Annotated in this window: 15 protein-coding genes; 7 read left to right on the top strand and 8 right to left on the bottom strand. The window is 71.3% G+C overall.

Going from position 1 to position 13,521, the window contains the following annotated elements:
* Positions 1–110: 110 nt before the first annotated feature.
* Both ABGB12_RS30700 and ABGB12_RS30695 read left to right on the top strand, forming a co-directional pair.
* The gene (locus ABGB12_RS30700; RefSeq protein WP_347683262.1) at positions 111–584 is read left to right on the top strand and encodes a DUF6194 family protein; all 474 of its coding nucleotides are present in this window, start codon (positions 111–113) and stop codon (positions 582–584) included.
* A gap of 347 nt (positions 585–931) precedes the next feature.
* A complete protein-coding gene (locus ABGB12_RS30695) occupies positions 932–1,591 on the top strand; it encodes an SUMF1/EgtB/PvdO family nonheme iron enzyme (RefSeq protein ID WP_347683371.1) in 660 nt (219 codons plus the stop codon).
* A 1-nt stretch (position 1,592) separates the two neighbouring features.
* Here the strand turns inward: ABGB12_RS30695 and ABGB12_RS30690 are convergent, their stop codons facing one another.
* From ABGB12_RS30690 to ABGB12_RS30655, 8 genes are all read right to left on the bottom strand, one after another.
* On the bottom strand, positions 1,593–2,885 hold the full coding sequence (locus tag ABGB12_RS30690) for a carotenoid oxygenase family protein (RefSeq protein ID WP_347683260.1): 1,293 nt from the start codon (positions 2,883–2,885) through the stop codon (positions 1,593–1,595).
* 96 nt (positions 2,886–2,981) lie between these two features.
* Positions 2,982–3,110, bottom strand: a complete 129-nt coding sequence (locus ABGB12_RS30685) for a hypothetical protein (RefSeq protein ID WP_347683258.1) — start codon at positions 3,108–3,110, stop codon at positions 2,982–2,984.
* A 97-nt stretch (positions 3,111–3,207) separates the two neighbouring features.
* A complete protein-coding gene (dapF, locus tag ABGB12_RS30680; protein ID WP_347683256.1) occupies positions 3,208–4,203 on the bottom strand; it encodes a diaminopimelate epimerase in 996 nt (331 codons plus the stop codon).
* A gap of 79 nt (positions 4,204–4,282) precedes the next feature.
* The gene (locus ABGB12_RS30675) at positions 4,283–5,527 is read right to left on the bottom strand and encodes a styrene monooxygenase/indole monooxygenase family protein (RefSeq protein WP_347683254.1); all 1,245 of its coding nucleotides are present in this window, start codon (positions 5,525–5,527) and stop codon (positions 4,283–4,285) included.
* An 18-nt stretch (positions 5,528–5,545) separates the two neighbouring features.
* Entirely contained in the window at positions 5,546–6,136 is a 591-nt protein-coding gene (locus tag ABGB12_RS30670) for an ATP/GTP-binding protein (protein WP_347683252.1), read from the bottom strand.
* Positions 6,117–6,461: a DUF742 domain-containing protein gene (locus ABGB12_RS30665; protein ID WP_347683250.1), complete on the bottom strand. Its 345-nt coding sequence runs from the start codon at positions 6,459–6,461 to the stop codon at positions 6,117–6,119. Before ABGB12_RS30665 ends, ABGB12_RS30670 begins: the two co-directional genes overlap by 20 nt.
* Complete coding sequence (locus ABGB12_RS30660; RefSeq protein WP_347683248.1) at positions 6,458–6,892, bottom strand: roadblock/LC7 domain-containing protein; 435 nt, start codon at positions 6,890–6,892, stop codon at positions 6,458–6,460. Before ABGB12_RS30660 ends, ABGB12_RS30665 begins: the two co-directional genes overlap by 4 nt.
* Entirely contained in the window at positions 6,889–7,830 is a 942-nt protein-coding gene (locus ABGB12_RS30655) for an ATP-binding protein (protein ID WP_347683246.1), read from the bottom strand. The genes ABGB12_RS30660 and ABGB12_RS30655 overlap by 4 nt, the downstream gene beginning before the upstream one ends.
* Positions 7,831–8,022: 192 nt before the next feature.
* Here ABGB12_RS30655 and ABGB12_RS30650 point away from each other — a divergent pair, with 192 nt between their 5' ends.
* From ABGB12_RS30650 to ABGB12_RS30630, 5 genes are all read left to right on the top strand, one after another.
* Positions 8,023–9,411, top strand: a complete 1,389-nt coding sequence (locus ABGB12_RS30650; protein WP_347683244.1) for a helix-turn-helix transcriptional regulator — start codon at positions 8,023–8,025, stop codon at positions 9,409–9,411.
* 229 nt (positions 9,412–9,640) lie between these two features.
* On the top strand, positions 9,641–10,027 hold the full coding sequence (locus ABGB12_RS30645) for a hypothetical protein (protein WP_347683242.1): 387 nt from the start codon (positions 9,641–9,643) through the stop codon (positions 10,025–10,027).
* Between the two features lie 83 nt (positions 10,028–10,110).
* Complete coding sequence (locus ABGB12_RS30640) at positions 10,111–10,782, top strand: DUF6766 family protein (RefSeq protein ID WP_347683240.1); 672 nt, start codon at positions 10,111–10,113, stop codon at positions 10,780–10,782.
* A 12-nt stretch (positions 10,783–10,794) separates the two neighbouring features.
* Entirely contained in the window at positions 10,795–11,289 is a 495-nt protein-coding gene (locus tag ABGB12_RS30635; RefSeq protein WP_347683238.1) for a DUF6328 family protein, read from the top strand.
* A 134-nt stretch (positions 11,290–11,423) separates the two neighbouring features.
* Positions 11,424–13,490 (top strand): catalase, encoded by a 2,067-nt coding sequence (locus ABGB12_RS30630; RefSeq protein WP_347683236.1) that lies wholly within the window; start codon positions 11,424–11,426, stop codon positions 13,488–13,490.
* The last annotated feature ends 31 nt before the right edge of the window (positions 13,491–13,521 follow it).

Below are 13,521 nucleotides of genomic sequence, written 5' to 3'. Positions count from 1 at the left end.
GTTTGAGGGTTTTCCCAGGCACTTCCCGATCGGGGCGAGGAAAGTCTCACAGGGCAGTGCAATGACATAGTCGAAGAGGGAAAACCTCCACCTGAAAGGGGCACTCCGGAGTGAACGAGAATGACATCGTGCGGTTCGTGTCCGGGCTGCCGGGAACCCTGGCCGTCACCGCCGGCGCGGACAACGGGGCGCCCGAGGCCGCCTGGGGGGACTCGTTCTTCTTCTACGACCCGGAGGGCGAGACGCCGCCCGACCGCCGGATGCCCTTCGCGACCCTCGTCGTCAAGGACTACGAGGGGTTCGACACCGCCTCCTCGCTGAACCGGCCCGGCGTCTTCAGGTTGAACGTCTCCGTCGGCCGCGCCCGTTTCCAGCAGTTGCTCGGCTACGCGCCCGCCGCGCACCCGGACCACCACTCCGGCATCGACTACACGGTGGCGGACAGGCTCCTCCCCCACCCGGTATACGCGACGCAGGGCTGGATCTCGATCCTGAACCCGGGTGAGGCGACCGGCTCTCAGGCCCGCGCCCTCCTCGAGGAGGCCCATGCCCGCGCCGCGGAAAGGCACCGGCCGCGCCGTTGAGGCGCGAGAGCCCTGACATTTTGTTGACTCGATTCACAATTTCTGCCATGCTGCGCAGACGATCATGCGGGTGGTCGGCGGTGGCGCGGCTCAGGGGGCTCGATGCGGGCGACACGCCAAGGGCGAGGACGGCGCCGCCTTCCGACCCGTAATCTCGGCACAGTGAACGCCCGCCCCTCTTCCCTCGTCCACCGCAGAGCCGCCTACCGGGGCGAACCACCCGCGTCCAGCCCCTCCCCGTCACGAACGGCCACCCCCGAGACATGCCGCTGATCCGAAGAGACCACGCGAGACACCACCCGCCGACGAACCGCGCCTCCGACCGGTTCCCGTCCGTCGCCGAGGCCCTGATAGAGATCCCCGCCGGCGAGGTCGCCCTGCGGGACGAGAGCACCAAGTCCACCTGGACGGTCGAGGTCGCCCCCTTCCTCCTGGCGCCCGTCCCCGTCACCCGCGAGCTCTACCGCGCCGTCCACGACGGCTCTCCCGAGAGCCCCGAGGCTCCGCGCGTCCCCGTCACCGAGGTCTCCTGGCTGGACGCCGTCCGCTTCTGCAACCTCCTCTCCCGGGCCGCGGGCCTCACCCCCTGCTACGGCCTGACCGACGACCCCAACGCCCAGGACGTCACCTGCGACCGGCACGCGGACGGCTACCGCCTCCCGTTCGAAGCCGAATGGGAGTACGCCTGCCGGGCCGGCACCTCGGGCCCCCACCACGGCCCCCTCGACGAGGTCGCCTGGTACCGCGCCAACTCCCAGGGCCGCGTCCACGAGGTGGCCACCAGGTCCCCCAACCCCTGGGGCCTGCACGACATGCTCGGCAACGTCTGGGAGTGGTGCTGGGACCTCTACGACCCCGGCGTCTACGGCCCCTACCGCGTCTTCCGGGGCGGCGGCGCCCACGACCCCTCCTGGAGCTGCCGCGCCTCCACCCGCCGCAAGAGCCACCCCACCTTCCGCATAGACGACCTCGGCTTCCGCCTCGCCCGCTCCCTGCCGCCCGCCTGAATCAGTCGGCGAACCAGTTGCCGTGGAAGCCCTCGGGCACCCGGCGCGGGAGGCGGACGGAGGCGACGTGGGAGAGGTCCGCGGCGTCGAGGACGCGCAGCTCTGACCGGGAGCCGATGAGGGAGAGGAGCCAGCCGTCGTCCTCCGCGCCCGCGGCGCCGGGATTCCGGGGAACGAAGACGGCTTCGCCGGGGGCGCCTTCGGTCTGGTGGACGAGGGCTGAGGCCGTGGCGGTGTCGTACTTGACGATCTCCTGGCCGCTCACCGCGTAGAGATGGGTGTTGGGCATGCCGGTGCGGCGGTTGTCGATGGTGGGGAACTCGACGGGGCGGTCGTCCAGGAGTTCTTCCTTGGCGGTGCCGGTGGCGGGGTCGAGTATCCAGCGGTGCAGCCCGGAGCCCCCGGCCTGGGCTGCCGGGTTCGAAGCGCCGCTGATGCCCTTCCAGAGCTCTACGAAGATGTCGCGGGGGTACTGGACGGCGTCGATGACGACGCGGCCGGAGGCGTCTTCGCGGGCGTTGGCCACATGGAAGACGTAGCAGGGGTCGATGTCGAACCAGCGGACGGTGCCGTCGCCGTCACGGGGCATGATGCCGATGCGGGCTCCGTACTCGTCGTCCCAGCGGTACGGGAGCCCGTCGCGGATCATCTCCAGGTCGAACACCACCGGCAGGTCGAGCCAGACGATGTGATGCTCGGTGATGGCGAAATCGTGCATCATCGTGGGGCCCGGCACCGGGACCTCCAGGCTCTCCACCAGCTCACCGGACGCGTTCGCGCGGTGGTAGGTGAGGTGGGGAGGGGCGAACCCGTAGCCGAAGAAGTGGAGTTCGCCGGTGCGCGGGTCCTCTTTCGGGTGTGCCGTCATCGCCGTGGTGAGCCTGCCGCCGAAGTCGCAGGGGCCCAGCGTCTCCAGTTCGCGGTCCACCTCGTAGGGAAGCCCGCTTTCGACCAGGGCGAGGATCCTGTCCGCGTGGCGGATGACGTTCGTGTTCGCGGCGACGGCCGACAGGTCGATCCCCGAACGGCTGAGGAACGGCTTCCCCTCGAGCTGGCCGGTGCGCACCCAGCGGTTGCGGTACCACTCGGCGCGGCCGTCGCGGAGCCGTATCCCGTGGAGCATCCCGTGGCCCATGAACCAGTGGCCCGGGTCCTGGCCGGGCAGCGGGTTGGGGCCGTTGCGGAAGTAGCGCCCGTTCAGCTCCGCCGGAAGGACCCCCTCGACGGCCAGTTCCCCCGTCTCGATCTCGTCGGGAACGGGCGCGAAGTTTCCTTGCAGGTAAGAGGCGGTCATACGGTCACTCCGTTCGGGAATCCGGGCCTCGATCATCACCGCCGGCACAGGCGATGCCAAGCCTCGATTCAGGATCTTCCGGAAATATCCGCTCCTCTAGGGTTCAACGGCTCCAAGACCGGGCGCAATCCAGATCACCGGCATGAAGCCCTTCATGCCGCTCGCGCCTCCTCCGACGATCGCGACCACCGGCCCGTCCTGACTCTGAACTTCGACATCGAACATTCTCCAAGGGCAGTACACATTTCCAACAAGAATAGTAGAGAATTGGGACGGGTCGTCCCGGACGCGATACGGCGCCGCGTCCGGGACGACCTGACGGCTACAGCATCGAGGGACGCACGCCCCTGGCGCGCAGGACCCCGGCGTTCTCCTCGTAGAGGGCGGCGAACGCCGACGCCTCGGCCGGGTCCGCGTCCTCCTCCCACTTCACCGCGCCCTCGCCGAGCAGCGCGGACGGCTCCAACTCGGTGCGGTAGACGATCGTGGCGTTGCCCTCCAGCAGCGGCTGCCAGCGCCCCTCCCGCTCCTGCAGCCAGCTGCGCGCCGGGCCGCCGGGGTTGCGCACCAGCACCGGCCGGTCCGGCTCGACCAGCCCCAACCGGGAGAGCGTCGCCCGCGAGGCGGCGATCCCCGAGCCGCAGGACGGGGTGAGGCCCGCGCCCCGCTCGAAGGTGTGGACGAACACCTCGTCCTCCTCCAGCGGCAGGACGAAGCTGGCGTTCGCCCCGATCGGGAACGTCGCGGTGTCGGCGGCGATCCGCCGCCCGGTGGCGATCAGCTCGTTCTCGTCGTAGGCGTCGACCACGGTGATCAGGTGGGAGTTCGGCACGGCGACGACCGTCACCGTCCGGGACGGGTGGTAGGCCGGCAGCGCCCCGTCGACGAACGGATACTCCACCCCCGCCACGATCGGGTCGGCGGGCGTGAAGTCGACCGGCGGCAGCTCCACCGACACCCGGCGGACCCCGTGCGGGCTCGGCTCGGCCCGCCGGACGGCGAAGGAGTAGGGCCCGGTGTGCACCAGGACGCTCTCGGCCGAGTGGCGGTCCAGCAGCAGCCGCCCCACGGCCCGCATCCCGTTCCCGCACAGCAGCGAGGGCGAACCGTCGGGGTTGAAGAACCAGGCCTTGGCCGTGCCGTCGCCGAGGTCCTCGACGAAGTAGGCGCCGTCGCCGCCCAGCCCGAGCTCGCGGTCGCACAGGCGCTCGACGGCGCGGGCCACGTCCCCGGCGGGCAGCAGGGCGTCGGGCGCGCCGTCGATCACGAAGATCTCATTGCGCGACCCGTGGGTCTTGGTAACCGAGAGCGTGGACATGGACCGCTTCCTGCAGGGGCGCCGACGGCGCCGTGACCAGCGAATCAGCCCATTTTATCGGCAGCGGCCCGCGGGGAGATCACCCCGCGGACTGCGGCATGCGGGTCGCCAGGTAGGCGCCCGCCTTCTCGGGGTCGAAGAACCAGTCGGCCAGGGACGGCGGCACCGCGTAGCCGCGGGCGAACCGCCGCGCCGTCTCGTCGTCCATGGACGCCACGCCCAGGATCTGCTGCACGTGCTCGGGCAGCGGCCCGATCATCGTGTTGGTCAGGGCGGTCGCCCACTGGGAGTACTCCCAGTACCGCTCGAACGTCCGGTGCATCCACTCGGGGGTGAAGGGCCTGTCCCCGTGCTCCACGATCGCCTTGTGATAGATCGACGCGCAGTGCGCCGCGTTGTTGGCCCCCTGCCCGCAGCCCGGGTCGTTGAGGACGACGACGTCGCCCATGCCCAGGACGTGCCGGTCCCCCACCGTCCCGACCGGACGCCGCACGACCGGCGCGTACCCCCCGTACAGCGTGGCGAACTCGTCGGTCGGCCGGGCCTCGACGTACAGCTCGTGCTCCCACGGCGCCCACTGGGCGTAGAGGGCCTGCAACCGCCGCAGGTGCTCGTCCGGGCTGATCCGGCGGTCGCCGAAGACGTCGAACGGCCCGCCCGGCACCGCCTCGACCAGCACCGCGTCGCAGACCCCGCTCCTGGTGAGGGCGGGCATCAGATACGTCTCCCCCACTCCCGGCACGGCGTTGATCCGCACGTGCGGCGTCGGGTGCGGCGGGTAGGGCCTGACGCCGTGCACGTAGATCGCGGCGAGGTTCCGCTGCGGGGCGTCGTAGGGCGAGCGGGACGGGTCGCGGTCGAACAGCTCGACCAGCGCGCCCTTGCCCGCCGCGATGAGCGTCAGGTCGTACATGCGGCTCAGGGCCTCCAGGTCGGAGGTGACGACCGGGTGCAGGACGACCCGCCCGCCGGCCTTCTCCACCCGCTCCAGCCAGCCCGACATCTTGATCCGCTGGTCCACCGACTGGGCGGGGGCGTCCCAGATCCCGTAGGTCTCCAGCAGCCTCTGGCCGCCCGGCCCGGCCAGGGTCACCCGCTGCCCCTCGATCCAGGGGGCGGGCTCCTCCCAGTGGTTCAGCCCGGCGTCCCGTTCGATCTGGAGGGCGGGGAAGAACATGCACTGGGTGGAGGTGATCCGCCCGTTCAGGATCTCCTCGGGGGTCTGCGCGGTCATGACGGTGACGTCGTAGCCGCCGTGCCCGAGCAGGGTGAGGGCGAGCTGGAGTCCGGCCTGCCCGGCGCCGATGATGAGGATTCTGCGCATCCGTGCTCCCAAGATGGGTCAGGTGGCCGCCGCGTGCGCCGCGGCGGGGTCGGTGGTGCGGATCGTGTGCTCCACGGAGGCGATCAGCGCGCTGACGGTCTGCCGCCGGTCCCGGACGTCCGCGGCCATGAGCGGCACGTGAGGGGAGATCTGCAGCGCGTCCCGCACCTTGTCCAGAGGGTGGGTGGCCACCCCGTCGAAGAGGTTGACCAGCACGATGAACGGCAGCCGCCTGCTGCGCTCGAAGTAGTCGACGGCCGCGAAGGAGGACTCCAGTTCGCGGGTGTCGACCAGGACGATCGCGGCGCTGGCACCCCGCGCGATGTCGTCCCACATGTGCCAGAACCGCGGCTGTCCGGGCGTGCCGAACAGGTACAGCACCAGCCCGGTCGGCAGGGAGATCCGGCCGAAGTCCATCGCGACGGTGGTGCGGACCTTGCCGGGCCGGTCCCGGTCGACGCCGCGGGACTCCGCGGTCATCCAGGCGTCGGTGTCGACGGGTTCGATCTCGCTGACCGAGCCCACGAAGGTCGTCTTGCCGACCCCGAACCCGCCCGCGACGACGATCTTCGCGGAGACCGGCGGGCGGTCAGAGTGCGCGGAGGCCATCGAGCAGCCTTTCCAGGATGTGCGGGCTGAAAGGGTCGATGTCGGCGTGCAGGGTGACCAGGCCGCGGCCCGCGAGGTCGCCCAGCAGGACCCGGGTGACGCCCAGCGGCACCCCGCAGGAGGCCGACAGCTCCGCCACCGACCGGGGCCCGTCCAGGACCTTCAGGTACAGGGCGCGGGCCTCGGGCTGCGGTCCGGCCGCGGCGGGCGGATGGGTCCCGGCGCTGCTGACCAGCGTGTGCACCAGCATCCGCCACCGGGTGCCGGTGCGGCCTCCGACGAGCACGAAGTTGCGGGCCCAGGGATGGCGGGGCGGCCCGCTCACGCCGGTCCGCCCGGCGTGTGCAGCGGCTGGGGCGCCAGCCGGGCGCCGACCCCGCCGATGAGCCGCTGCAGGTCGTTGACGATCGCCGGCAGGTTCGCGCCCGGCTCGACCGCGACGCCCAGGCCCGCGGTCATCCCGATCGCGCCGACGACGAAGTGCCCGCCTGACGGGAACTGGCAGATCATCTGCCCGCCGCGCTGGTCGGACTCGCCGACCTCCTTGGCCAGCGCCCGCCCGGTGCCCAGCGCCGAGCAGGTCAGGGCGGCGAGCCGTTCGGCGGTGTCGCGGTCGAGCCCCTCGGACCACGACATCGCCAGCCCGTCCATGGACAGCAGCACCACGTGCCGGACGCCGGGGGTGCGGGCGAAGTCGTTCAGCAGGTAGCGCAGGTCGCCTCCGACCTGGCCGGGCGGACGGGGCGGTGCTGTCACGAACGCTCCTGGTGCTCGGGGGTGGGTGAGAAGGCCGCGGCCAGGTCGGCCAGCGAGCCTCCGGCGGGTGGGGCGGGGGATGCGTCCTGCTCCTGATGCTCGTCCCCGGTGTAGGCGCTGCCGGGAACCCGCCGGGGCAGGTCGGGGACGTCCGCCGGCGCCTGCGGGGGCGGCGGCGCCTCCTGCGGGGCCTCGGTCAGGAGCGGCGCGGGGACGTAGACCGTCACGAGAGTGCCGCTCTCGCCCTGCCCCGGCGGGGACATCGAGACGTTGACCTGCAGCCCGTGCTTGCGGGCCAGGTGGTGGACGATGGTCAGGCCGCTGTGCTGCCCTGTCTGGGCGGTCACCGGCTGGACCGTTCCGGCCAGCCAGGCGTTGACCCTGGCCATCCAGTCCGGGGAGCAGCCGGTTCCGCCGTCCTGCACGTAGACCGCGACGGTTCCGCTCTCGAGCCGGTAGGCGCCGACGGTCGCCCGCTCGCCGTAGCGGGTCCCGTTGTCGAGCAGCTCGGCCAGCAGGAGGCCGAGGTCCTCGGCGAAGTGGGGCGGGGCGACCCGGTCGACGAGTTCGGCGACGCGGACCCGCTGGTACCGGCCGACCATGGCGGTCGCCATGTTGACGACGTCCCGCATCGTCGCGGCGTGCCCTCCGCCGTATCCGGCGGGCTCCCCTGCGAGGATCTGCAGCCCCCGCGACAGGCGGCGCATCTGGGCGTTGCCGTGGTCGAGCCGGTAGAGCAGTTCGAGAGTGCGCGGGTCGTCCTCGGCCTGCTGGAGGGAGTCGAGGGCCTCCCGCTGCCGTTCGGTGAGGCCGAGCAGGCGCAGGGTCATCGCCGAGGCGACCTGCGGCGGCCAGGAGGGCCGGGGCGGCGTCGCGGGCTGTGCGGCGGGCGGTGCCGCCGGAGGAGCCGGCTCCCGTAGCCGTTTCCACCAGTTCACCCGGGTTCACCCCCACGACGCATGATCACAGCGCCCTAGAAGACCGGCTGCTCGGCTCGGGAGGAAGAGCGTTTCACCCGGCGTTCCCTCCACTAGGCGTTTACTGGGCGTTTATTGCCAAACCAGATGGATCGCTCGTAATAAACCACCACAATTACCAAGCAAAGAGGAGGCGCCGGGACGGGGCAGGTAGTGGACACCAAGCGGGACCAGGGCCACCGGAGCGGGCTGAAGACCGCCAGGGACCGGCGGGGCTGGGGGCAGGAGCAGGCCGCGGAGGCCGTGCAGGTGTCGGTCTCCACCTGGTCGCGCTGGGAACGCGGGGTCCAGGACGTGCGCCCCGCCCACCGGGCCAGGCTGGCCGAGGTCTTCGGCACCACGCTCCAGGAGGTCTCCCTCTGGTTCGGCGACGGCCCCGAGCCGGTCCGGACCCCGGCCGACGGCTGGAGCGGCTGCACCGGCTACACCGGCGGCACTGTGCGCGGCGCGGTGGAGCTGTGGGCCGCCGACGCGGACGTGAGGCGGCGCCGGGAGCTGCGGTCCCTTCCCGTCTCCCCCGAGGCCTGGCCCGAGTGGCTGCTCAGCTGGGACCTGGACGCCGGACCCGAGTCGCGCGAGCACGCCGGACGCAGCCGCAGGGTCGGCATGCCGGACGTCCGGCGCATCCAGGAGGCCACCCGGGCGTTCGCGTCCATGGACCGCCGCCACGGCGGGGGCATGGTCCGGCCCGCGGTCGTGGACTACCTCCACACGCGGGTCGCCCCGCTGCTGGCCGGCACCTACCCCGACCGGGTCGGCGCCGCCCTGCTGACCGCCGCCGCGACCATGACGGGGCTGGCCGGGTGGGAGGCCTACGACCTGCGCCTGGACGGCCTGGCCCAGCGGCACTACGGGCAGGCACTGGGCCTGGCCAAGGCCGCGGACGACCCGATGACCGCGGCCTGGGTGCTGACCGTCATGTCCCAGCAGGCCATCGACCTCGGCCGGCCCGTCTGGGCGGTCCGGCTGGCCAGGGCCGCCCGCAGGTCCGGGCGGGACGCCGGCGCGCCGCCCCGGGTGCGGGCCGCGCTGGCACTGCGCGAGGCCCGCGCCACCGCGCTGCGGGCCGAGCTGTCCGAGGTCCCCGACGGGCACACCGCCCGGCGGGTGCGGCGGCTGCTGGAGGAGGTGGAGACCACCTTCGCCCTGGCCACGCCCGGTGACGAGGAGCCCTCCTGGATCAGCGACCTGGGTCCCGCCGAGATCGCCGCCGAGGCGGGCTGCGCCTGGCGCATGATCGGAGAGGCCGGCCGCGCCGCCGCCTGCGCCAGGGAGGCGCTGGCCGGGTTCGGTACCGCCTATCCCCGCTCCGCCCAGTTCAACGTGGTGCACGAGGCCCAGGCGCTGGCCCGGCTCGGCGAGCTCGACGAGGCGGTGGCGGTGGCGCGCCGCGCCGTCCCCATGGCCAACGGCCTCACCTCGCGCCGGGCCCGGGCCCTCCTCAAGTCCTTCACCGCGGAGCTCTCCCCGCACCAGGGCCATCCCGTGGTCCGCGAGTGGCGGGAGTACCTGCGCACCGCGCTGCGTCCGGCCGCCGCCTGATCCCGTTCGCCCTGGCCGTACGCTCACGGGTAGGAAACGAGGAAAGACGAGCGATGCCCGCCGTACGCCTGCCGCCCATTCCCGAGGCCAAGGTCATGCAGATCTTCGAGGGCGCCAACCAGATCCAGCGCCTGGTGATCTCCCGGCATCTGTCCCGCTGAGGCGGAGCTCACCCCGCCCTCCCCTGATCGTCTGCGTTTTCTCTGGTGAGCATGGGTAAAAGCGACCCATGCGGAAATGGCTTGCGCTGGTGCCGGTGGCGGCCGCCGTGACCGGCGGCTGCTCCCAGGCGCGGGACGAGTCCTCCGTCGAGACGACGGCACGGAACTTCTTCGGCGCCGTGACGTCCGAGGACGGGAGCCGGGCGTGCGCCCTGCTGACCCCGCGGGCCCGCAGTGCTCTGGAGACCGGCGGATCGCGGTGCGACGAGGAGATCACGAAGCTGCCCCTGGAGGGCGGGGAGGCCGGACCGGCCGAGATCTGGGGTGAGCAGGCGCGGATCCGGATGGGCGGGGACACGGTGTTCCTGACCCGCTGGGCCTCGTCCTGGAAGATCACCGCCGCCGGTTGCGAGCACCGCACCGGGGAGCCCTACGACTGCGAAGTCGAGGGCTGAGCCGTGCGGATCCTGTTCACCGCGACGCTGCTGTTCATCTTCGGGGGGCTCGCCTACCTCATCGCGCTCGGGGTGATGCACCGGTGAGGCGCTTCCTGCGGGACAACGGGCTGACGCTCTTCTTCCTCCTGATCATGGCGGTGGCCCTGGCCGGGCAGGCGGTCGCGGGGGTGCTGGACTACAACGACCGGGCGGTGAGCCAGGGCGGACACCCGGTCTCCCTGGGACGTTATGTGACGGGATCGCAGTTCGCGGTGGACGTCGCGGAGAACTGGCAGTCGGAGTACCTGCAGTTCCTCCTCTTCGTCACCGTCACCGTCTGGCTGGTCCAGCGTGGCTCCCCCGAGTCCAAGCCCGTCGGCTCGCAGGGCGCCGAGTCCGACGCCGACCAGCAGATCGGCGTCCACGCCCTGCCCGGCTCTCCCGCCCCGGCCAGAGCCGGCGGCCTCCCCGCCCTGCTCTACGGGTACTCCCTCGGGCTGACCATGGGCGTGATCTTCCTGCTGTCCTGGCTGGCCCAGTCCATCGCCGGGCGGGCCGCCTTCAACTCCGAGCGTCTCGCCGACCACCGGGACACCCTGTTGTGGACGCAGTACCTCGTCTCCCCCGACTTCTGGAACCGCACCCTGCAGAACTGGCAGTCGGAGTTCCTGGCGGTGGCGTCCATGGTCGTCCTGTCCGTCTACCTCCGGCAACGGGGCTCCCCCGAGTCCAAGCCCGTCGGAGCCCCCCACGCCACCGGCATCGAAGGGTGAGAGCACTTGAGCATGGAAGAACCCCAGGACATGGACGAGGCCCCCAGCGGAGTGCCCGGCGAGAGCCCCGCCGCCAGGGCCGACCGGAACTTCGTGGAACTGCTCCAGGGGCTGAGGGTCGCCGTCACCGGAGTGCAGGTGCTCTTCGCCTTCCTGCTCACCGTGCCGTTCTCCCCCGGCTTCGGGGAGGTGACGGAGCTCCAGCGCGTCCTGTACTACGTGGCGCTGGTGGCCGCGGCGGTCGCCTCGATCTTCTTCATCACCCCCGCTGCCCAGCACCGCATCCTGTTCCGGCAAGGGCTGAAGGAGCCCCTGGTGCACCGGTCGAACCGGTACGCCATGATCGGGACTCTCTCCCTGGCGGTGTCCATCACCTCCGCGACCCTGCTGGTCGTCGACTACATCTTCCGCTGGCCCCTCGCGGTGGTCACCGCCTCCATCCTCGCCTTGATGGCGCTGTGGCTCTGGTTCGTCGGGCCGATCGTCTACCGCTCCCGCAAGGGCTGAGACCCGCCCCGGCGTCACGAGAGACGATTCACAGATCATCACCGTAAATAAACGACAAGTGACAGATTCAGCCCTGACTACGGGGGGAGGTGGCGATATATCGGACCCCGCGCGACACCGAAGGCGGAACAGGCATGACCCACGACGGTACGTCCAAGGACCGGCAACTCGCCGGCTTCCGGGTGAACGCCGCGGAAGGGACCCTCACCACCGACCAGGGCATACGTGTCGACGACACCGACAACACACTGCGCCCCGGCGAACGCGGACCGAGCTTGCTCCAGGACTTTCACTTCCGCGAAAAGCTCACCCATTTCGACCATGAACGCATTCCCGAGCGGGTGGTCCACGCCCGCGGCGCGGGCGCCTACGGCTATTTCGAGCCCTATGACGGCTCCCTCTCGGAGTACACCAAGGCCCGCTTCCTGACCATTCCGGGGCAGCGGACACCGGTGTTCGTCCGGTTCTCCACGGTCGCGGGCTCCCGCGGCTCGGCCGACACCGTACGGGACGTCCGGGGCTTCGCCACGAAGTTCTACACCGACCAGGGAAACTTCGACCTCGTCGGCAACAACATGCCCGTCTTCTTCATCCAGGACGGCATCAAGTTCCCCGACTTCGTCCACGCGGTGAAGCCCGAGCCGCACAACGAGATCCCCCAGGCGTCCTCGGCCCACGACACCCTCTGGGACTTCGTGCAGCTCCAGCCCGAGACCACGCACATGATGATGTGGCTGATGTCCGACCGCGCGCTGCCGCGCAGCTACCGGATGATGCAGGGATTCGGCGTCCACACCTTCCGGTTCGTCGACTCCGCGGGCCGCAGCACGTTCGTGAAGTTCCACTGGAAGCCCCGGCTCGGAGTGCACTCCCTGGTGTGGGACGAGACCAAGAAGATCGCCGGGCAGGACCCTGACTTCAACCGGCGGGACCTGTGGGAGGCGATCGAGAACGGCGACTTCCCCGAGTGGGAGCTCGGCGTGCAGCTGGTGCCCGAGGAGGACGAGCACAGGTTCGACTTCGACCTGCTCGACGCCACCAAGATCATCCCGGAGGAGGAGGTGCCGGTCCGGCCGGTCGGCCGCCTGGTCCTCGACCGCAACCCCGACAACGTCTTCGCCGAGACCGAGCAGGTCGCCTTCCACCTGGGCAACGTGGTCCCGGGCATCGACGTCACCAACGACCCGCTGCTGCAGGCCAGGCTGTTCTCCTACCTGGACACCCAGCTCATCCGCCTGGGCGGCCCGAATTTCACGCAGATCCCGGTCAACCGCCCGGTCGCCGAGGTCGCCACCCACCACCGGGACGGCTACCACCAGACGACGATCCACAAGGGGCAGGCCTCCTACCACCCCAACTCCGTCGGCGGCGGCTGCCCCGCGTTGGCCGGCGACGCCTCCGCCTACACCTTCTACACCCAGCAGGTCGACGGGCCGATGATCCGCAAGCGCGCGGAGAGCTTCAACGACCACTACAGCCAGGCGACCCTGTTCTGGAACAGCATGTCGGTCTGGGAGAAGAAGCACATCATCGCGGCTTTCCGGTTCGAGCTGGGCAAGGTCGGCCGGAAGCACATCCGGGAGGGCGTCGTCCGCAACCTCGCCCACGTCGACCACCACCTGGCCGTGGCGGTCGCCGAGGGCGTCGGCGTCACCCCGCCCGAGCGGGCCGGGGAGACCCACAAGCGCTCCTCGCCCGCGCTCAGCCAGGCCGTCGACCCGGTGCGCGACGTCGCCACCCGCAAGATCGCGGTCCTCGTCGCCGACGGCGTGGACGCCTCCGACGTGACGGCGGTGGCCGAGGCCCTCACCGGCCGGGGCGCGGTGTGCGAGGTCCTCGCCTCCCGCGACGGCTCCGTGCGCGGCGCGAACGGGGACCGGGTGGAGGTCGACAGGTCGATCAAGACCGTCGGCTCGGTGCTCTACGACGCCGTCTACGTACCGGGCGGCGACGAGAGCGTCGAGGAGCTCGGCAAGGACGGGGACGCCCTGCACTTCGTCACCGAGGCCTACAAGCACGGCAAGGCCGTCGCCGGTTCCGGAGAGGCGGCGCGGTCGCTGCTGGAGCGCGCCGGGGTCCCTGCTTCCGCCGAGGGCGTGGTGACCGGCAACGCCTCGGCCGCCGAGTTCACCAACGCCTTCACCGAGGCCGTGGCCGCCCACCGGCACTTCGGCCGCGACTCCGAGCACGTGCCGGCCTGACCGGCGCGTCCCGAGGACAACTGATTGAAAG

Source organism: Actinocorallia sp. B10E7, from assembly GCF_039871655.1.
GTDB lineage: Bacteria > Actinomycetota > Actinomycetes > Streptosporangiales > Streptosporangiaceae > Actinocorallia.
This window is presented reverse-complemented; position numbering and strand designations above follow the sequence as displayed.